Raw genomic sequence first — 20,203 nt, 5'->3', positions numbered from 1 at the left:
TCATGATCCTCTACGGAACCAATCCAATCGCCTGGTCGAATGACGACGACCGTTCCCTCGGCGCTCATATCAGCCTGGAGCAATGCCTGGACGAGACGGCCAGGATCGGCTTCGACGGGATCGAAAAAGGCCACAAATTTCCGCAGCAGCCGGAAGCGTTGAAGGCGGTTCTCGAACCGCGCGGGTTGCGGTTCATTTCGGGATGGCACTCGCTGAATTTGCTGACGAACTCCATCGAGGAGGAAAAGGCTGCGATGCAGCCGCCGCTCGACCTTCTGAAGGCGATGGGCTCAAGCGTCATCATTGTTTGCGAGACCTCCAATGCCATTCACGGCAATGACAGCGTGGCGCTCGTCGATCGCCCGAAACTCGCCGATGCCGACTGGGCAAAATTCGGCGCCGGCGTCGAGGCACTGGCGGAATTTGCCGCCGGGCAGGGGATCGCGCTCGTCTACCACCATCATATGGGTACCATCGTCGAGAGCGAGGATGAGATCGACAGGCTGATGGCAAATACCGGGCCGCATGCCAAACTGCTGCTCGATACGGGCCATTGCCTGTTCGGCGGCGGGAATCCGGAAACGGTCGCTAGAAAATACATGAACCGCGTGGGTCATATCCACGCGAAGAATGTGCGGCCGGACATCGCCCGGCAGGTAGGCGAGGAGAAGCTGTCGTTCCTTGAGGGCGTACGCCGTGGCGTATTCACCGTACCCGGAGACAAGGAGGGAGGCGTGGATTTCCAGCCTGTCCTGAAGATTGCAGCGGAACATGGTTACGAAGGGTGGCTTGTGATCGAAGCCGAGCAGGATCCTGATGTCAGAAATCCTTTTGAATATCAGAGCCTCGGCTTGTCTTCGCTGAAAGCGATGGCGAGGGCGGCAGGCCTCGACAAGGCGGAGGCTGTGGCATGAGCAATCTGCTGCGCAAGCCGAAAGGTCGGGGTGGCAAGGTGCATGACGTCACGCCGAAGGACGCCGGTTGGGGATATGTCGGCTTCGGGCTCTACAGGCTCAAACCCGGCGAAACGGTCGGCGAGGAAACCGGAGAGACCGAAGTCATTCTTGTCCTGGTTCAGGGCAAGGCACGCGTCAGCGGGGGAGGCAAGGACTTCGGAGAGCTTGGCGATCGCATGAACGTTTTCGAGCGCAAGCCGCCTCACTGCGTTTATATTCCCGCAGGCGCCAAATGGAATGCGACCGCAAGCACCGATTGCGAACTCGCCGTCTGCACGGCACCCGCCAAGCCGGGGCGTGAGGCTGCACAGATCGGGCCGCAGGGCCTGTCTCTCAATACGCGCGGCAAGGATGCCAATACTCGCTATATCTATCCGATCGCGATGGAAGAGCGGGAAGTCGCCGACAGCCTGCTGGTCACGGAGGTCTTCACGCCATCGGGAAACTGGTCTTCCTATCCGCCGCACCGACACGACGTAGACAATTTTCCGGACATGACCTATCTGGAGGAGACCTATTATCACCGGTTGAATCCGGCGCAGGGTTTTGGCTTCCAGCGGGTTTTCACCGAGGATGGCTCGCTTGACGAGACCATGGCGGTTGAAGATGGGGACCTGGTCCTGGTGCCGAAGGGCCACCATCCCTGCGGTGCGCCCTATGGGTACGACATGTATTACCTGAACGTCATGGCGGGCCCGATCCGTAAATGGCGCTTCAAGAACCATCCTGATCACGATTGGATTTTTAGGCGCGACAACCCCTGACGCTTTCGTCCTGTCGGTTCATCAGCAAATGAGGAGAAATAGGATGGCTGGCTTGGGCGTCGGGCTGATTGGCACCGGCTATATGGGCAAATGCCACGCGCTTGCCTGGAATTCCGTGGCGAGCGTTTTTGGGGACATAGACCGCCCACGCCTTGTGGCGCTTGCCGAGGTCGATGCCGAACTTGCCGCACGCAAGGCGCGCGATCTCGGATTTGCCCACGCCACAAGCAATTGGCGCGATCTTCTGGCCGATCCGGATGTGGATGTGATCTCCGTCACGACGCCGAATGCCTTTCACGCCGAAATGGCCATAGCTGCGCTCGAGGCCGGCAAACATGTGTGGTGCGAAAAACCCATGGCGCCTCTGCTGGGCGATGCCGAGCGCATGCAGGCGGCAGCGAGCCGGTCAGGCAAGGTCGCCGCCATGGGCTACAACTACATCCAGAACCCGATGATCCGCCAGATCAAAGGACTGATTGAGCAAGGCGCCATCGGTGCCGTCAATCATGTGCGCGTTGAAATGGACGAGGATTTCATGGCCGACCCGCAGGCGCTCTTCTACTGGAAGAGCGAGGCGGCGTCCGGTTACGGCGCACTGGACGATTTCGCGGTGCATCCTTTGTCACTGCTTTTTACGCTCTTCGGCCATGTCGAGGCGGTCATCGCCGACATGGTCAAGCCTTACGCGGAAAGGCCGCTGCCGGACGGAGGAAGTCGCCCGGTGGAAAACCACGATCTGGCGAGTGTCCTTTTCCGGTTGGAAGGGGGTATTTCAGGGGTGCTGATGGCGAACCGTTCCGCCTGGGGACGCAAAGGCCGTATCTCGCTACAGATCTTCGGGTCGCAAGGCTCTATCCTGTTCGACCAGGAGCGGATGAACGAATTCGAACTGTACCAGAATTCCGGCGACAAGACGCAACAGGGCTTCCGGAAGATCCTGGCTGCACCGGATCATCACCCCTATGATCGCTTTATCCCGGCCCCGGGTCATGGCCTCGGTTTTAATGATCTGAAGATCATCGAGTGCCACGAATTGATCTCGGCCATCAACGGCAAGCCGGCGCATCTCATCAGCTTCGGGGATGGTCTTCAAATCGAGCGCTCCGTCCACGCCATGGCCCGTTCATTTGCGGAGCGACGTTGGGTGACGGTGGAAACCTGACGGCTCGCTGGCCAGTTATTCTGCTCAGTGGTTCTCCTCTAAAAAAGAAAAGGCGGCCGAAGCCGCCCAGATGTGCCTGATGGAGGACGCTCAAGCCTTGGCCCGCTTCTTCTGGCGATAAACGTCAGCAACGACTGCGGCGACAATGATCATGCCCTTGACGATTTCCTGGTAATAGGCGTCGACCCGCAGGAAGGTGAAGCCCGAGGTCATCACGCCGAGGATGACGGTTCCGATCACGGTGCCGGTGATGCGGCCTGCTCCTCCTGAAAGGGAGGTGCCACCAATGACGGCCGCGGCGATGGCGTCGAGTTCGTACATGACTCCCATGCCGGCCTGGGCGGTCTGCGCCCGGGCTGCGGTCACCACCCCGGCAAGGCCTGCCAGCATGCCGGCAATTGCATAGACCTTGATGAGATGAGCCTCGATATTGATGCCTGAGACGCGCGCAGCTTGTGTGTTTGCGCCGATCGCGTAAGTGAATTTCCCATAGCGGGTGTATCGCAACGCCACATGAAAGATGAGGGCGACGGCGAGGAATACGATCACCGGCCAGATGCCCGTGCCGATGAAGGTGAAGCTGTCGCTGAGACCTGAGACGGGTTGCCCCTTGGTGTACCACTTTGACAGACCCCGGGCCGTTACCATCATTCCGAGGGTAGCGATGAACGGCGGGATCTTCGTCTTGGCGATGAGCTGTCCATTGATGTATCCGGCAAGCATGCCGGCTAAGACCCCGACCCCGATCGGAACGAAAAATGGCATGTCGGTCAGGCTTGGATAGAGGGCTCGGGGCCAGGTGGAGGCTTGGGCAAAACTTGCCGACAGCATGGCTGTCAGGCCGACCACCGATCCGGATGAAAGGTCGATCCCGCCGGTGATGATGACCTGCGTGACGCCGACAGAGATGATCCCGATCACGGAGACCTGCAAGATCATGATCGTCAGGCGCTGCTGGTTGAACAGGAAACTCTGGCCGATCAGAAGCCAGCCGAGTAGTTCGTAAATGAGTGCAATGCCGATCAGCACCAGAAAGATATTGGCCTCCGGTGGCATGCGTCGGTTCCGGCGGCGTGCCGGCGTTGCCTTGAGACTGCCTTTGGCCGCAGCGTCAGTCGTCATTTTATCCTCCCTCAGGTCTTGGGCACGTCAACGCGACGCAAGATCCATGACCTTGACTTGTGTTGCTTCTGCTCGATCGAGGAAGCCCGTGACCCGGCCTTCATGCATGACCATTATGCGGTCGCTCATCCCCAGGACCTCCGGCATTTCCGACGAGATCATGATGACCGCGACGCCTTTTCGGGCCATTTCGCAAACGAGCCGGTGAATCTCGGCCTTGGCTCCGACGTCGATTCCGCGCGTGGGTTCATCCAGAATAAGGATCCGCGGATCGGTCAGCATCCAGCGCCCGATCAGCACCTTTTGCTGGTTGCCGCCGGACAGGTTCTCGACGCGCTCGGCAAGGCTTGGCGTCTTGATCCTCAACTTGCGGCACATGTCCTCGCAGACGTCGCTCAGTTCCGCCTCCTGAACAAAGCCTTTGCTCACGAACTTGTCCTGGAGGACGGCAATCTGCATGTTTTCAAGCACGTCGAGGATCAACAGACAGCCTGTGTCCTTGCGGTCCTCGGTCAGGAAAGCCATTCGGTGACGGATGGCCGTGGTGGGACTATCGATGACAACCGCCCGGCCATCAATTTCGATTGTGCCGGAGGTCGCGGGCGTCACGCCGAACAGTGTCTCTGCCACGTTTGACCGACCCGAGCCGACCAGGCCTGCGACCCCGAGAATTTCACCGGCGCGCACGTCGAATGAAACGTCGTGGAACACGCCCTTCAGGTTGAGGTTCTTTACCGACAAGACGGTATCGCCGATCGGCACATCCTCCTTGGGAAACATTTGAGTAATTTCGCGGCCGACCATCATCCGGATGATGTCGTCGCGGGTGACCTCGGTCGAAGCATGCGTGCCGATATATCTGCCGTCACGGAATACCGAGAACTCGTCTGCGATCTCGAAGAGCTCGTTCATCTTGTGGGTGATGTAGACGATCCCGATCCCCTGGGTGCGCAGGTCGCGGATGATCTGGAAGAGATGGTCCACTTCGCGCTCGGTGAGGGCCGAGGTCGGTTCGTCCATGATAAGGACATCCGATTCGTAGGAGACGGCTTTGGCGATTTCTACCATTTGCCGATTGGCGACGGAGAGGTCGCCGACCCTGGCCTCAGGATCTATCTGGATGTTCAGCCGGCTGAAGAGTTCTTCGGTGCGCCGGTACATTTCGCCATGATTGACAAGGCCGAAGCGGTTGAGCGGTTCGCGGCGGATCCAGATATTTTCCGCCACCGTCATATAGGCCATCAGGTTCAGCTCCTGATGGATCATGGCGATGCCGTTTTCCAGGGCGTCGAGGGGCGATCGCAGCCGTATTTCCGCGCCTCTCAGCCTTACGGTGCCCTTGTCGGGCTGATAGATGCCCGCCAGAACCTTCATCAACGTGGACTTGCCCGCACCGTTCTCGCCCATCAGCGCGTGCACGGTGCCGCGTCTCAGTCGGAACGAAACATCATCGAGGGCGACGACGCCGGGAAATTCCTTGCGCACGTCTTCTGCCGTCAGCAGGAATTCCGCATTGGGAATCGCGCCGCTCTTGCGCACGGCAGCCATGGTCGATGGGCTTACGACCATTCCAATCTCCTGTGGAGCGAGAAAATGGGGATGCGGCAGACTTCCGCCGCATCCAGAAAACGCCGCTTAGTTCTTGGCGACGAAGTCCTTCACGTTAGCAGGCGTAACCAGCTGGAAGGGGATGTAGACCTTCTTGTCGACCTTCTCGCCCTTGACGAGCTTCAAGGCAGCATCGAGGGCGCCTTTGCCCTGACCGGCTGCGTCTTGAAACACCGTGACATCGAGATCGCCGGCCTGCATGGCGGCAAGCGCATCCTGCGTGGCGTCCACTCCAGCAACGACCACTTTCTTCATGTCCTTGCCCGCGGCTTTCAAAGCTTGGATCGCGCCGATCGCCATTTCGTCGTTGTTGGAAATGACTGCATCGAACTCCAGGCCGCTGGAAAGCCAGTTGGTCATCAAGTCCGCGCCCTGGGTGCGCTGCCAATTGGCCGTTTGCTCCTCGACGATCTTGATGCCCTTGCATTCGTCGGTCGCGACAACGTCATGCACGTCCTTCGTCCGCATGCGGGCGGCCTGGTTGGACAGTTCTCCCATCATGATCACGGCAGTGCCCTTTCCGCCCAGGAGCCTGCAGACCTCCTTGGTCTCCAGCGTGCCGGACTCCATTTCATTGGAGGCAACGAAGGCCTGCTTTTCCGGCAGGCTGTCGACGTTGACAGGCTCTCGATTGACGTAGATGAGCGGTATCTTGGCTTCCGCCGCCAGTTTCGACATGGCGGTCGTTGCGTCGGTATCGACCGGGTTGACGATAATCGCGTCAACGCCGGCGGCGATGAAATTCTGGATCTGACTCTGCTGCTTGGCGACGTCGTTCTGGGCGTCTTCCACCTGCAGCGTCACACCTTTCAGCGTCTTTGCATAATCCTGCATCCCGTTGCGCAGCACCGTCAGGAAATTGTCGTCGAACAGCGCCATCGATACGCCGACCGTCTCGGCATGTGCAGCGGTACTTAACAGCAAAGACAGCGTCGCACCGAAAATGAGCTTCTTCATGTGGTCTCCTCCTCTATTGGTTTCCGGCGTCACCCGATCTTACCGGAACTGGCCTCCCGACCGAGTAATCTCATCCCCGCTCCCGACGTGGATGCGCCGCGGAATGATTCAGCCACGGCTCGGATGTTACGGATAATTTATTCCATTTTTTGAGTGAGCCGTCAACGGCGCTCATCGCAGAAATTCTCAATGGCAGCAAAATTCGCTTAATTTCTGGAGAAAATGCGGATGAGGAGCAAGATCAGTGGCAGAATTTTTGTTCTAAAGAGGCCACCGACCGTGCTCCACGGTTTCGGTGGTATTTGGTGAGAACACTGCTTGATAAGGACAGCCGCCGCAGGGATTTCCCGCGTCTTGAAGTCGGGTCGTTGCGGCAATCGGGTCACTCCCTTGCTCAAATTCCGAGTGGGGCTTAAAGCAGATATTCGAGTGCTTTCGGGAATGATGCAGATGACCACCAGCAGTTACTTTTCAGCCGTGGGCGGCTTGCCGCCGCAGACGCAAACTCTGTCCAGCAAGGCCGTTTTCACCACCGCTTATGCGGTGATACCCAAGACGGTCATGAGCGATATCGTCACAAGCCTGCTGCCGCACTGGAGCGGTACGCGCGCCTGGATCCTGTCGCGTCCGTTGAGTGGTTTTGCCGAGACCTTTGCGCAGTACATAATGGAAGTGCAGCCGGGCGGCGGCAGCGAGCGACCCGAACCGGACGCGCGCGCGCAGGCCGGCATCTTCGTCGTGGCGGGCGAGATGACGATCGAGCTCGATGGTGCATCACATAACTTGAGATCGGGGTCTTTCGCCTATCTGCCCGCCGGTAGACACTGGGCCTTGAAGAACAACAGCGCCGCGGCGGTTCGTTTCCACTGGATTCGCAAGGCGTTCAAGGTGGTGGAGGGGCTTGAGCCGCCGCCGCCGGTTTTTACCCACGAAGACGAATGCGCGTTGGACCCGATGCCGGATACGGATGGCAAATGGGCGACAACCCGTTTCATCGATCCATCCGATATCCGCTATGACATGCATATCAATATCGTCACCTTCGAGCCGGGCGCCATCATTCCTTTCATGGAAACCCATATCATGGAGCATGGGCTTTATGTGTTGGAAGGCAAGGCGGTCTACCGACTGAATCAGGACTGGGTCGAGGTGGAAGCGGGTGACTATATGTGGCTTCGCTCCTTCTGCCCGCAGGCATGTTACGCCGGGGGGCCAGGTCGCTTCCGCTATCTGCTCTACAAGGATGTGAACCGGCATCCCGAGCTTTGAAGAGTCTGGGTCGTCTTTCGCCAATTGAGCGATTTTTGATGCAGCCGTTCGGCTGCTTTGTATTCCCGCGCTCCCCGTAGTCCTTTCGAGACAATTCTAACCCCACGCCTCGCTGCGTTGCCCGCTGGGTAGCGCCTGTGAGAATGGGGAGGCTCGCCTTCAAATCAGAAAGGGCACGACGCGTGGCATCGATTCCTACGTTGCCATTGACACCGCTCGCGTCTTCGTTATTCTGTTATAAAAGTCGATATAACATAATAGTGGAACATAAGATCGGGAGACTGTGATGAAACTGAAACTTGCATTCCTTCTGGCGACGGCCCTCGTCGCCGTACCCAGCTTGTCCTTGGCGCAGCAAAAAGGTGGTGTCATCAATGTGGCGACGATCGGCGAGCCGCCGACGCTTGATCCGATGGCCTCGACGGCCGACCTTGTGGGAATCGTGACGCAACACATCTTCGAGACCCTCTATACCTTCGACAAGGGCTGGAAGGTTACGCCACTCCTGGCCGAGAGCCTCCCGGAGATCAGCGCCGACGGGAAGACCTACACGATCAAGCTGCGCACCGGCATCAAGTTCCACGATGGAAGCGACATGACCTCGGAAGATGTGATCGCTTCACTCGGCCGTTGGACCAAGACTGCCTCGCGCGGCAAGCAGGCCGCCGGCTTCATCGAAACCCTGGCAGCGACCGGCCCGGACGCCGTCACCATCAAGCTGAAGCAACCTTATGCGCCGCTTGTTTCGCTGCTTGCCTTCAACAACTCTGCGGCGATTATCATCCCGGCCGAGAAGCAGGCGGAGCCGATGACGGAGTTTGTCGGCACCGGTCCTTATATGCTGAAGGAGCGCAAGGCCGACCAATATATCCAGCTAGCGCGTTTCGACGGCTACAAGCCTCGCTCTGGCGCGAGCGATGGTTATGGCGGCGCCCGCCACCAATATCTCGACGAGATCCGTTTCGTGCCGGTGCCCGATCCGAACACGCGCGTCGAGGCTGCCGTCTCGGGCCAATACGATTATGTCGATTCCATTCCTGTGGAATCCTTCGACAAGATCAAATCCTCTTCCGCTTCTGCGCCTGTTTTGCTCAAGCCGTTCGGCTATCCGGTGTTCGTCTTCAACACCAAGGAAGGCCTGGCCTCGAAGCTGGAACTGCGCAAGGCCGTCACTCAAGCTCTCAGCATGGAGGACATGCTGGCGGCGGCCTTTGGCAGCAAGGATTTTTATGCCCTCGATGGTGCCTTTTATCCCGCCAACTATGGGTGGCATAGCGAAACGGGAGTCGAGGGCAACTATAATGTTGCCAATCCGGAAGCCGCCGCGAAGGCTCTGAAGGCTGCGGGCTATAACGGCGAGCCGCTTCGCATCCTGACAAGCCGCCAATACGAATTCCACTACAAGATGGCGCAGGTTGCTGCCGAATATCTGAAGCTGGCCGGCTTCAAGGTCGATATGCAGGTCGTAGACTGGGCGACATTGACCCAGAGGCGCACCGACCCCAAGCTGTGGGACATCTATATTACCCACAGCCCTTTCCTGCCGGAACCGGCCCTGATCGGCGCGCTTTCGACCAGTTCACCCGGCTGGTGGGACACGCCCGCCCGTAAGGCTGCGGTCGATGCCTTCACCTCCGAGACAGATGCTGCCAAGCGCGTAAAGCTTTGGGCAAATGTCCAGAAGACGATCTACGATGAACTCCCGCTTATCAAGATCGGAGACTTCAACGCGGTCGCGGCGAAGTCGAAGAAACTCGAAGGCGTGGATCCGGCTCCCTGGCCGTATTTCTGGAACGCGTCCATCACGAAGTAGGCACGAGGAGGGTGGATGTCAGGCCAAGGCCGGCATCCACCACTCGTCCTGTCCTGCTGCGGACACGGGAACCTTTACCATGATACGTTACATCCTACAGCGCCTGGCCGGCATGATCGTCGTGATGTTCCTGGTCGTAACGATCGTCTTCGTGATCGTGCGTGTTACGCCGGGCGACCCTGCAGCCGTGATGCTCGGCCCGGACGCGACCCCACAGGACATCGCGGAATTGAGGACAAGGCTCGGTCTCGACCAGTCCATCGTGGTCCAGTATGTCTTTTATGTCGGGCAACTTCTGAAAGGTGATCTCGGCCAGTCCATATTCCTCAACATGCCGGTTGGCGCCGCGCTCATGGATCGCGCCGAACCGACTTTCTTCCTGACGATCTTCTCGCTGGCGATCGCGAGCGTCATCGCTCTGCCCGTCGGCATCTATGCCGCCTATCGGCGCGGCTCTTTCGTGGATCAGGCGGCCACTACCGTGGCGATGCTGGCCGCCAGCATTCCGAGCTTCTGGCTAGGGCTCATCCTCATGCAGTTTTTTGCCGTCAGGCTGAATATTTTTCCGGTCTCAGGATATGGCGGTCCGGGCGCGGGTTTCCTGGAGAGGATGTACCATCTGACGTTACCGGCCCTGGCGCTGGGCGTGGTTTCCTCGGCGCTGATCCTGCGGTTCACCCGCGCTTCCATGCTCGACGTCTTCAGTGACGACTATGTCCGTACTGCCCGTGCCAAAGGCCTGTCGGAGCGGCGTGTGGTGCTGAAGCACGCGCTGAAAAACGCGCTCATTCCGATCCTGACCGTCATCGGATTGACGGCGGCCGTGCTGATTTCCGGCGCGGTAGTGACGGAAACCGTGTTCGGGCTGCCGGGTGTCGGCAACCTTGTCGTATCCGCCGTGCTTCGCCGCGACTACCCCGTCATCCAGGGGGCATTGCTCGTGATCGCTGGCCTTTATGTCCTCATCAATTTTGCAATCGATATGCTCTATCTTCTGATCGATCCGAGGGTGCGCTACTGATGGCCGATGTCGCAACCACCAATTCGGCGCCGGCCGTCGGGGAAAAGTCACGGTTCCTTCGCCGCTTGCTGAAGCGCAAGACGGTCGCCATCGGCCTTGTTGTGCTGACGGTCTTCGTTCTGCTTGCGGTTCTTGCGCCCTGGGTTGCGCCCTTTTCGCCCTCTAAGCTTTCGATCGTCAACCGCCTGAAGCCGCCGGGCGAGCTCTACTGGTTCGGCACCGACGAGTTCGGTCGCGATATCTTTTCGCGCACCATTCATGCGGGGCGGCTATCGCTCTTGGTTGGATTTGCCGTCGTCGTGCTTTCCGCGGCGATCGGGGTGACGCTCGGTCTGCTTGCCGGTTTCTTCCAGAAACTCGACACGCCGATCGCGCGGCTGATCGACGCGATGATGGCCTTTCCGGACATCTTGCTGGCGATTGCACTCGTGGCAGCCCTTGGCCCATCGCTGGTGACGGTCATTCTCGCGCTTGCCATCGTCTACGCCCCGCGTCTCGCCCGCGTCGTCCGCGCCTCGACATTGGTCATACGCGAACTGCCCTATGTGGAAGCAGCCAAGGCGCTCGGGATTTCGACCTTCCACATCATGACACGGCATGTGCTGCGCAATCTGGTGTCGCCGATCCTGGTTCAGGGAACCTTCCTGTTCGCCAGCGCCATGCTTGCCGAGGCGGGCCTTTCCTTCCTCGGCCTCGGCGTCAGTCCCGAAATCCCCACCTGGGGAACGATGATTTCCGCCGGTCGCCAATATATCGGCCAAGCCGACTGGATGACCTATTTCCCGGGCCTCGCCATCATCCTGTGCGTGCTGTCGCTGCAGATGGTGGGCGATGGCCTCAGAGACATGCTCGATCCCAGACTTCGAAAGGACCTTTAAATGACCGGTGAAAAAGCGGAAAAACCGCTCCTCCTCACCAATGTAAAGCCGATGGCCTTCGGCGATGCGATGCCTGCCGACGCGACGGATATTCTGGTTGGCAAGGATGGCAACATATCCGCGATTGGGCCGTCGCTCGCCACGCCGGCAGATGCGATCCGCATCGATGGCAAAGGCGCCTGGATTTCGCCGGGCTGGGTGGATCTGCACGTGCATATCTGGCACGGCGGCACCGACATTTCGATCCGGCCGTCCGAATGTGGCGCAGAGCGAGGCGTGACGACGCTGGTCGACGCGGGATCAGCCGGCGAAGCCAATTTCCATGGTTTTCGCGAATATATCATCGAGCCGTCGAGGGAGCGCATCAAAGCCTTCCTGAACCTCGGCTCGATCGGTCTCGTCGCCTGCAACCGCGTGCCGGAACTGCGCGACATCAAGGACATCGACCTCGACCGGATTCTTGAATGTTATGCGGAAAACAGCGAGCATATCGTCGGCATCAAGGTACGCGCCAGCCATGTCATTACCGGCTCCTGGGGTGTCACGCCGGTCAAGCTCGGAAAGAAGATCGCCAAGATCCTCAAGGTTCCGATGATGGTGCATGTCGGTGAACCGCCGGCGCTGTATGACGAAGTGCTGGAAATCCTCGGCCCGGGCGACGTCGTCACCCACTGCTTCAACGGCAAGGCCGGTTCGAGCATTATGGAGGACGAGGATCTTTTCAATCTCGCCGAACGCTGCGCTTCCGAAGGGATCCGGCTGGACATCGGCCATGGCGGCGCGTCCTTCTCCTTCAAGGTCGCGGAAGCGGCGATCCAGCGCGGATTGCTGCCCTTTTCGATTTCGACGGACCTGCATGGTCATTCGATGAATTTCCCGGTCTGGGATCTGGCGACCACCATGTCGAAGCTCCTGTCGGTCGGCATGCCTTTCGACAAGGTTGTCGAAGCCGTGACCCATGCGCCGGCGTCGGTCATCAAGCTTTCGATGGACAACCGGCTCTCGGTCGGCGAGCGGGCCGATTTCACCATTTTTGATCTCGTGGATGCCGATCTGGAAGCGACCGATTCCAACGGCGATGTCTCGCGTCTCCAGAAGCTGTTTGAGCCGCGCTACGCCGTCATCGGTGCGGAAGCCATCGCCGCCAGCCGTTACATCCCGCGGGCTCGCAAGCTCGTTCGCCACAGCCACGGCTACTCGTGGCGGTGAGCGATCAATACAAAATTGCATGACAGGAGTTCGCGTGAACACGTCCCCAGCAAAGGCCGCCTCCGCGGCGCAATCGCCGTATGAGCGCCTGGCTCAACTCGGCATCCAGCTTCCGCCGTCGCCGCCGCCGATCGCCAATTTCGTGACGCATGTGCAGGAAGGCAATCTGCTCTATCTATCCGGCCAGGGACCTCGCGAAGCGAATGGCCATCTCTATTCCGGCAAGGTCGGTGCCGACGTGGATGTGGAGCTCGCCTATCAGCATGCCCGGTTGGTCGGCATCAACCTGCTTGCCGTCATGCATGAGGCGCTCGGCGATCTGTCGCGGGTGAAACGTGTGGTGAAATTGCTCGGCATGGTCAACGCCGTGCCGAATTTCGGAGATCACCCGAGCGTCATCAACGGCTGCTCAGACCTGCTCATCACCGTCTTCGGCGAAGCCGGCCAGCATGCCCGTTCCGCCGTCGGTTTTGGTTCGCTTCCTAATAACATCACCGTCGAGATCGAAGCGATCGTCGCATTGCGCGATTAGGAGCAGCGGTCAATGGTTTCGCCAGCCCATCAGTTTCTCGATCCGCTCAGCCGAGGCACGAACCTGCTCCGTGTAATGGTTCTCGTCGGAAAAGACCTTCTGCTCAGGCAGCACGATCGAAATGGTTGCGATGCACTGACCATCCCTGTCGCAGATCGGCGAGGCAATGCAGGCCACGGCATAATCGGATTCAGCGACCTGGATCGAAAGGCGCTCCCTGAATGCCTTGCCGGCCGAGTCGGCGAGCGTAAGGGCATCCACTTCGGCACGGCCGGTAGGCGAGGTGCGCGCGCATCGCTTGAAAAGCTCGATCCGTTCCGCCTCGGGCAAATGCCCGACGAGCAGGCGGCCGGAAGCGGTCCAGTTCAAGGGAACGCGCGTGCCGACGCGGGAGGCCACCTGGAAATGACTGGGGCCGTCGGCCATGGCAAGCACCAGCATATAGTCGCCGTCGCGGCCGCAGACCTGCACGGTTTCTCCCGCCTGGCGGCAGAGATCGTGCATTTCGTGTGTCGCGACGCTCATGAAATCAAGCGAGCGGGCGTAAGCCAGTCCGTAATGGTAAAGCCGAGCCCCGAGCCAGATCGTGCCGTCGAGGTTGCGTGCCAGCATGTTCTTTTCAACAAGATCGTCAATGATCACGTAGACGGTGGAAAGCGGCGCTTTGATCGCCTTGGCGATCGCGTAAGCCCCCGCCGGCGCCCCCGTTTCGTAGAGGTGGTCGATGACCTGCAGCGCCCGATCTATGCCGCTGACGCGCGAACGACGGCTGCCCTTGACATCATTGGCTTCCTCGGTGGCGACCGCGTCTTCGGGGATAGCTGCGGATGAAGTCTTTGCGTCCAATTCACAGTCCTCTTCTCGATTTGAGAGGCTATTACATTACTATGGCATAACTGTCGATGACAAATCGCAACCTGCCGCTACTTTGGAGAGACAGAATGTCCGATGATATCCGCGCCCAGATCGGTCTGCGTCCGGTGATCAATGTGTCCGGCACGATGACAAGCCTCGGTGCGTCGATCGTGGTGCCGCAGGCGATCGACGCGATGGCGGCGATCCTGCCGCAATTCGTGGAGATCAACGACCTGCAGCGGAAGGCAAGCGCGGTGATATCCCGATTGACGGGCGGGGAGGCGGGGTTCGTCACGGCTTCCTGCTCGTCGGGCATCAGCCTTGCGGTGGCAGGGTGCATCACCGGCAGCAATCTGCTCGCCATTGAGAGGCTTCCGGATGTCACGCCGGAAAAGAACGAAGTCATCGTCCAGATGGGGCATGTGGTGAGCTATGGCGCGCCCGTGGACCAGGCGATCCGGCTGGCCGGTGGCAAGGTGGTGCTGATCGGACAGGCGACCTCGACGCACCGATATCATATGGAAAACGCCATCAACGAAAAGACGGCTGCCGCTGTTTATGTCGTCTCCCACCACGTCGTCGACTACGGTTTGCTGCATTTGACCGAATTCGTCGAAATTGCCCATGCCAAAGGTGTGCCGGTCATTGTCGATGCGGCTTCCGAGTATGATCTCAAGCTGTTTCTCGCCCAAGGTGCCGATGTGGTTCTCTATTCGGGCCATAAATTCCTGGGAGGCCCGACCTCCGGCATCGTGGCCGGCGCGAAGGAGCATGTCCGCCATGCGTTCTTGCAGAATATGGGCATCGGCCGCGGCATGAAGGTCGGCAAGGAAAGCATCTACGGCGTGATGGCCGCGCTGGAGGCTTGGGAGACGCGAGATCATGCCGGAATCCGAGAGCGGGAGACCAGCTATCTCAACCTTTGGAAGGAGACTCTGAGTGGGCGTCCGGGGGTAACGGCTTTGATCGAACCGGACCCCACCAACAACCCGCTCGACCGCATGCGGGTGATTATTTCTCCGCCGGAGGCGCATATAACCGCTTGGGATCTCGCGGCTGCCCTCCGCAACGGCAGCCCGCCGATCATCGTGCGCGATCATGAGGTGGAGCATCATTATTTCTACCTCGACCCCTGCAATCTGCATCCCGGTCAGGAGGTCATCGTCGCGAGCCGTCTGAAGGAGGAGCTCGACAAGGCCAGAGCCTCCAACGAGGTCATAGCGACGCCGATCGAGAACCTGAGCCGCCATCGCTTCGACGGCTTGCTCAACTGGCCCGACTAATCGCGCCGACGGAAGGAAAGAGGGAAACGACGATGAACGCTGCGGAAGCTATAATCATGGAAGCCGTCGGACCGGTTCTGTCCGTCGAGAATCTGACCACATCGTTTCTGGTCGACGGCGAATGGAAGTCGGTCGTACGCGATGTCTCGTTTTCCGTCGCTCCTGGTGAAACCGTAGCGATCGTCGGTGAGTCAGGCTCGGGAAAAAGCGTAACGTCGCTTTCGATCATGCGGCTTCTGCAGGCGGACACCAGCCGCATCGAGGGCAGGATCATGTTCGGTGGGCGTGACCTCCTTACGCTGCCTGAAAAGGACATGCGCCGGGTCCGCGGCAACGACATTTCGATGATCTTTCAGGAACCGATGACGAGCCTTAATCCGCTCTTTACGGTCGGAGACCAAATTTCCGAGGCGCTATTGTGCCATAAGGCCCTGTCGGTGGCGGAGGCGAGGGCGGAGACAATTCGGCTCCTGGAAAAAGTCCGCATTCCCTCGGCGGCCTCCCGTTTCGACGAATATCCGCACCGGCTTTCCGGAGGCATGCGCCAGCGGGTCATGATCGCTATGGCCTTGGCGTCGAAGCCGAGATTGCTTATCGCCGACGAGCCGACCACAGCGCTCGATGTAACGATCCAGGGCCAGATCCTCGACCTCATCAAGATACTTCAGGAAGAGGAGGGTACCTCCGTCCTGTTCATCACGCACGACATGGGCGTGGTGGCAGAGATCGCCGACCGTACCGTCGTCATGTATCGCGGCGAGCAGGTGGAAACGGGCGAGACGACCGATATCTTTCATCGTGGCCGGCACCCTTACACGCGTGCGCTTCTTTCCGCCGTGCCGGTGCTTGGGTCGATGCGCGACTTCGATCGGCCGCTGCGCTTTCCGGTCGTTAATATGGCGACGGGTGAATCGAATGTTCCGGCCGAGGTTCCCGATACGGTTGCGAAGGATAAGCCGATCCTCCAGGTGAAGAACCTCACCAAGCGCTTCGACATTCATTCCGGCCTGTTTGGCCGCCTGAGCGGTAGAGTCCATGCCGTCGAAAACGTGTCTTTTGATCTCTTTGCAGGGGAGACCTTGTCGCTGGTGGGCGAATCTGGTTGCGGCAAGTCCACCACCGGCCGTGCCATCATGCGGTTGATCGAACCGGATTCGGGCTCGGTGATGGTCGAAGACCGCGATGTGCTCTCGCTCGACAAGCGCCAAATGCGCGAGATGCGCAAGTCCGTGCAGATGATCTTCCAAGACCCTTTCGCTTCCCTCAATCCGCGCATGACCGTCGGCCAGGCGATCGCGGAACCCTATCTCGAACACAAAATGGGCTCGGCACGGGATGCGAAACAGGTCGTCTCCGAGATGCTGCGCAAGGTCGGCCTGACACCCGACATGGCGAGCCGCTATCCCCATGAGTTCTCGGGTGGGCAGCGCCAGCGCATCTGTATCGCGCGGGCTCTGGCGCTGGAACCGAAGGTTATCATCGCCGATGAGAGTGTCTCTGCCCTCGACGTCTCGATCAAGGCGCAGGTCATCAATTTGATGTTGGATCTCCAGGAGAGCCTCAATCTGGCCTTCCTGTTCATCTCCCACGACATGGCCGTGGTGGAGCGCGTCAGTCATCGGGTGGCGGTGATGTATCTCGGAGAAATCGTTGAGATCGGACCGCGCGAAACTGTGTTCGGCAACCCACAGCACGACTATACCAGGAAGCTGATAGCGGCCGTCCCCGTTCCGGACCCGGATCGCCGCAGTGAAAGACGGATGCCGGCGAGCGAGGAGCTGAAAAGCCCGATCAGACCGCCTGACTTTGTCGCAGCGCCGCGCGCTTACCGGGAGGTCTCACCGGGACATTTTGTTGCTGCCGCTTGAGTGCTCGTTCAAGCTCGCAAGTTCAGGCTGCAGCGGGCAGCGCAGATGCTGCGAAATCGGCGCAAGCCGTTTTCTAGGCGCCGTGTGAATGCGCGGCACTAATTGTCGACAGGAACTGCCTTGTTCTTTCCCGCTGTGGCGCGTTGAAAAGAGCCTGCGCATTGCCGGCTTCGACAATACGTCCCGCTTCTAGGAAGACGACGTCGCGGGCGATCCTGGAGGCGAGCCGGAGATCATGGGTGGCCATGACCATCGTCGTTCCCTCGCGGGCAAGTTTGGCCAGCACTTCGACGACTTCCGCGGCAAGCTCCGGATCGAGCGCCGACGTCGGTTCGTCGCAGAGCAGGACACGGGGCGAGGGCGCCAGGGCACGTGCGATCGCGACGCGTTGCTGCTGCCCGCCGGAAAGTGTCGCGGGCCAAGCCTCGGCCTTGTGCGCCATTCCCACTTTCTCGAGGAGTTCCATGGCACGCGCCTGCGCCTTCTGGCGGGGCCATCTAAGAACTGTCGTCAATCCCTCCATGACGTTCTCGATCGCGGTGCGGTGGGGAAACAGCTGGAAATTCTGGAAAACCATGCCGGTCTGGCCGCGGATCATCCGGATGTCGTTCCAGCCGATTTTTTTATCCGGTGAAAATGAGAGTTCTGCCTCGCCCAGGCGGATCGTGCCGGCACTGGGGATCTCGAGCAGGTTGATGCAGCGCAAAAGCGTGCTCTTGCCGCCGCCGGATGGCCCCACCAACGCGGTGACGCTGCCTTCGGGAATGTCGATGCTGATATCACTGAGGATAACAGCAGCGCCGAAACGTTTTTCGAGGTTCGAAAGCTTGATCATGCATTCGCCTCCAACATGCCGCCGTAACGAGCGAAACGCCGCTCGAGCCTTACCTGGAGGGCCGAGAGGAACGAACTCAATACAAGATAGATCATTGCGGCTTCGATGTAGAGGATGAGGGGTTCATAGGTGGTCGCGACGATCCTTTGTGCCGCCTGGAAGAGTTCCGGAACGGTGATGGCGGCGGCAAGGGACGTGTCTTTCACAAGCGAAATGAAAGTGTTGGATAGGGGCGGGACGGCAACGCGTGCTGCCTGGGGCAGAATGGTGCGGGTCATCGCCTGGCGCCAGCTCATACCGATCGAATAGGCAGCTTCCCATTGACCTTTCGGGACTGAGGAGATCACCGCGCGAATAATCTCGGAACTGTATGCGCCGATATTGAGCGTGAAGCCGATCAGGGCTGCCGGGAAGGCATCAAGCAGAATGCCAATGCTCGGCAATCCATAGAAGATGACGAAGAGCTGCACCAGAAGCGGCGTGCCGCGAATGACCCAGACATAGAAACGCGCGACCATCGCAAGCGGCGGCGGGGCAAACAGGCGTGCGATGGCGGTCATCAATCCGAGGACAAGGCCGAACAGAAAAGATAACAGGGTCAGCGGAATAGTGAATTTGACACCGGCCCAAAGCAGGGTCGGCAGCGAATCTGCCATCAATTGGAGCCAGTGTGGCACGGTGATCCTCGTAAAATGAGACGCCCGGCATTTCGCCGGACGTCGGGTCTTCAGTGCAAATCGGGCTTGAGCGCCTTATTTGGAGACGTCTTGTCCAAAATATTTCTGGGCGATCTTCTCATAGGTCCCATCTGCCTTGATATCGGCCAGAGCCTTGTTAATGGCCTGCAGCAATTCCGGTTCGCCCTTGCGGATGATAATCCCGGAATATTCCGCGTTGTTCTGCTCGGCGGCGATTTTGACGGGTGCATCCGGCTTCTGCTTTTTGAAGTCGAGGAAGGACAGGCTGTCGTTGATCGTCGCGTCCGCCCGGCGGGTCAGCACGAGTTGAATGGACTGGTCAAATCCTTCAGTTCCGACAAGTTCGGCGCCGGACTGTTCTGCCAGTTTCCCGAAATTGCTTGTCAGGGACTGGGCGGCTTTTTTACCCTTGAGATCGGCAAACCCTTTGATCTCGTCATTGTCCTGGCGAACGATCAGAACGGCTTTCGACGCGATATAAGGATCGGAAAAGTCGTATTTCTGCTTCCGCGCCTCAGTAATTCCGACCTGATTGATCACGGTATCGTACCGCTTGGCGTCGAGGCCGGCGATCAGGCCATCCCATTTGCCCTCGATGAATTCGGCTTTGACGCCAAGCTTGGCCGCGATTGCTTCGCCGATCTCGACGTCGAAGCCGACGAGCTTGCCGGAAGCATCGTGAAAGGTGAAAGGCGCATAGGTGCCTTCGGTGCCGATCTTCAAGGCGCCGGCCGATTTGACCGCGGCCAGATTTTCACCGGCAGTTGCGGGGTTAAAGAGGGTAATCTGTAACAGCGCTGCAGCCGCAATAGCTTTTAACCAGCTCATATCAATAATCCTTTTCGAGCGGGAGGAATGGCACATCAATTACAGAAAACGGCCGCGTTTGAGGCCAATAAAACTGCTAAGAAATCGGGCAAATGCGAATATTTTTCTCATCCGCATCAAAGATGCCCGTCTAGCCGACATGTGCGCTGGCGGTGCTTAAAGCCGCTCGATTTTAAACGCCCGCACGACGATTTCCTTCTGGGCGAAGTCCTTCTCCAGCCGCTTGCGATATTGAGCCCACCAGTCCTGCTCAAGTTCGGCAGCCATGATTTCCGCCGTCACGATCAGGTCCTTTTCGACGTCACCGGATTCCTGCCAGAGACCTTCGGCCGGAGCGCTTCGGTAAAATGTCATTCCCCCAAACTTGGCAGTCAACTGCTGTTTGACCGTGTCGAACTGGTGCAGCCTCATGCGATCGGCCGGAGCTGTCAGCGGCAGGAGGATCTGAACGAGGTACATTTCAGGCTCTGGCCGCCGCCACAGGTTTGGAAATCAGCCCGCACCTTGTCGCCTGCTCGACCTCGCGAGATTTGAAGCCTGGCGCC

Annotated in this window: 19 protein-coding genes; 11 read left to right on the top strand and 8 right to left on the bottom strand. The window is 59.2% G+C overall.

Annotated features, from left to right (window positions below; genetic code table 11):
- Nucleotides 1-2 precede the first annotated feature (2 nt).
- Genes iolE through EDE05_RS09755 form a run of 3 tightly spaced genes read left to right on the top strand, consistent with a single transcriptional unit; the run spans nt 3 to nt 2,882 of the window.
- Nucleotides 3-914, top strand: coding sequence for a myo-inosose-2 dehydratase (gene iolE / locus EDE05_RS09765; protein WP_112797771.1), 912 nt, complete (start codon nt 3-5; stop codon nt 912-914).
- A complete protein-coding gene (gene iolB / locus EDE05_RS09760) occupies nt 911-1,720 on the top strand; it encodes a 5-deoxy-glucuronate isomerase (RefSeq protein ID WP_112797773.1) in 810 nt (269 codons plus the stop codon). Before iolE ends, iolB begins: the two co-directional genes overlap by 4 nt.
- Before the next feature lie 43 nt (nt 1,721-1,763).
- Nucleotides 1,764-2,882, top strand: a complete 1,119-nt coding sequence (locus EDE05_RS09755) for a Gfo/Idh/MocA family oxidoreductase (RefSeq protein WP_112797775.1) — start codon at nt 1,764-1,766, stop codon at nt 2,880-2,882.
- Between the two features lie 90 nt (nt 2,883-2,972).
- Here the strand turns inward: EDE05_RS09755 and EDE05_RS09750 are convergent, their stop codons facing one another.
- From EDE05_RS09750 to EDE05_RS09740, 3 genes are all read right to left on the bottom strand, one after another.
- Nucleotides 2,973-4,004: an ABC transporter permease gene (locus tag EDE05_RS09750; protein ID WP_112797777.1), complete on the bottom strand. Its 1,032-nt coding sequence runs from the start codon at nt 4,002-4,004 to the stop codon at nt 2,973-2,975.
- 27 nt (nt 4,005-4,031) lie between these two features.
- Nucleotides 4,032-5,573 (bottom strand): sugar ABC transporter ATP-binding protein, encoded by a 1,542-nt coding sequence (locus tag EDE05_RS09745; RefSeq protein ID WP_134100741.1) that lies wholly within the window; start codon nt 5,571-5,573, stop codon nt 4,032-4,034.
- A gap of 66 nt (nt 5,574-5,639) precedes the next feature.
- Complete coding sequence (locus EDE05_RS09740; protein ID WP_112797781.1) at nt 5,640-6,569, bottom strand: sugar ABC transporter substrate-binding protein; 930 nt, start codon at nt 6,567-6,569, stop codon at nt 5,640-5,642.
- Between the two features lie 450 nt (nt 6,570-7,019).
- Between EDE05_RS09740 and EDE05_RS09735 the strand changes: the two genes are divergently transcribed.
- From EDE05_RS09735 to EDE05_RS09710, 6 genes are all read left to right on the top strand, one after another.
- Nucleotides 7,020-7,838: a bifunctional allantoicase/(S)-ureidoglycine aminohydrolase gene (locus EDE05_RS09735; RefSeq protein ID WP_112798019.1), complete on the top strand. Its 819-nt coding sequence runs from the start codon at nt 7,020-7,022 to the stop codon at nt 7,836-7,838.
- A 286-nt stretch (nt 7,839-8,124) separates the two neighbouring features.
- Nucleotides 8,125-9,651, top strand: a complete 1,527-nt coding sequence (locus tag EDE05_RS09730) for an ABC transporter substrate-binding protein (RefSeq protein WP_112797783.1) — start codon at nt 8,125-8,127, stop codon at nt 9,649-9,651.
- A 79-nt stretch (nt 9,652-9,730) separates the two neighbouring features.
- Complete coding sequence (locus tag EDE05_RS09725; RefSeq protein WP_162712288.1) at nt 9,731-10,672, top strand: ABC transporter permease; 942 nt, start codon at nt 9,731-9,733, stop codon at nt 10,670-10,672.
- Complete coding sequence (locus tag EDE05_RS09720; RefSeq protein ID WP_112797785.1) at nt 10,672-11,550, top strand: ABC transporter permease; 879 nt, start codon at nt 10,672-10,674, stop codon at nt 11,548-11,550. The genes EDE05_RS09725 and EDE05_RS09720 overlap by 1 nt, the downstream gene beginning before the upstream one ends.
- Nucleotides 11,551-12,759 carry an amidohydrolase/deacetylase family metallohydrolase gene (locus tag EDE05_RS09715; protein WP_134100738.1) on the top strand — a complete coding sequence of 403 codons (1,209 nt, stop codon included), beginning with the start codon at nt 11,551-11,553 and terminating at the stop codon, nt 12,757-12,759.
- A gap of 19 nt (nt 12,760-12,778) precedes the next feature.
- Nucleotides 12,779-13,291, top strand: coding sequence for a RidA family protein (locus EDE05_RS09710; RefSeq protein WP_112797789.1), 513 nt, complete (start codon nt 12,779-12,781; stop codon nt 13,289-13,291).
- 9 nt (nt 13,292-13,300) lie between these two features.
- Here the strand turns inward: EDE05_RS09710 and EDE05_RS09705 are convergent, their stop codons facing one another.
- Nucleotides 13,301-14,110, bottom strand: coding sequence for an IclR family transcriptional regulator (locus tag EDE05_RS09705; protein WP_245422796.1), 810 nt, complete (start codon nt 14,108-14,110; stop codon nt 13,301-13,303).
- 122 nt (nt 14,111-14,232) lie between these two features.
- Between EDE05_RS09705 and EDE05_RS09700 the strand changes: the two genes are divergently transcribed.
- The gene (locus EDE05_RS09700) at nt 14,233-15,429 is read left to right on the top strand and encodes an aminotransferase class V-fold PLP-dependent enzyme (protein WP_112797791.1); all 1,197 of its coding nucleotides are present in this window, start codon (nt 14,233-14,235) and stop codon (nt 15,427-15,429) included.
- A gap of 32 nt (nt 15,430-15,461) precedes the next feature.
- Nucleotides 15,462-17,297, top strand: a complete 1,836-nt coding sequence (locus tag EDE05_RS09695) for an ABC transporter ATP-binding protein (protein WP_112797793.1) — start codon at nt 15,462-15,464, stop codon at nt 17,295-17,297.
- Nucleotides 17,298-17,370: 73 nt separating this feature from the next.
- On the opposite strand, the gene EDE05_RS09690 is transcribed toward EDE05_RS09695, so the two are convergent.
- The 4 genes from EDE05_RS09690 to EDE05_RS09675 form a co-directional block, all read right to left on the bottom strand.
- Nucleotides 17,371-18,132, bottom strand: a complete 762-nt coding sequence (locus EDE05_RS09690) for an amino acid ABC transporter ATP-binding protein (protein ID WP_134100735.1) — start codon at nt 18,130-18,132, stop codon at nt 17,371-17,373.
- Complete coding sequence (locus EDE05_RS09685; RefSeq protein ID WP_112797797.1) at nt 18,129-18,809, bottom strand: amino acid ABC transporter permease; 681 nt, start codon at nt 18,807-18,809, stop codon at nt 18,129-18,131. Before EDE05_RS09685 ends, EDE05_RS09690 begins: the two co-directional genes overlap by 4 nt.
- Before the next feature lie 75 nt (nt 18,810-18,884).
- Nucleotides 18,885-19,658 (bottom strand): amino acid ABC transporter substrate-binding protein, encoded by a 774-nt coding sequence (locus EDE05_RS09680; protein ID WP_112797799.1) that lies wholly within the window; start codon nt 19,656-19,658, stop codon nt 18,885-18,887.
- Nucleotides 19,659-19,814: 156 nt separating this feature from the next.
- A complete protein-coding gene (locus tag EDE05_RS09675; protein WP_132410345.1) occupies nt 19,815-20,117 on the bottom strand; it encodes a hypothetical protein in 303 nt (100 codons plus the stop codon).
- Nucleotides 20,118-20,203: the final 86 nt, after the last annotated feature.

Source organism: Neorhizobium sp. R1-B, from assembly GCF_004368875.1.
GTDB lineage: Bacteria > Pseudomonadota > Alphaproteobacteria > Rhizobiales > Rhizobiaceae > Neorhizobium > Neorhizobium huautlense.
This window is presented reverse-complemented; position numbering and strand designations above follow the sequence as displayed.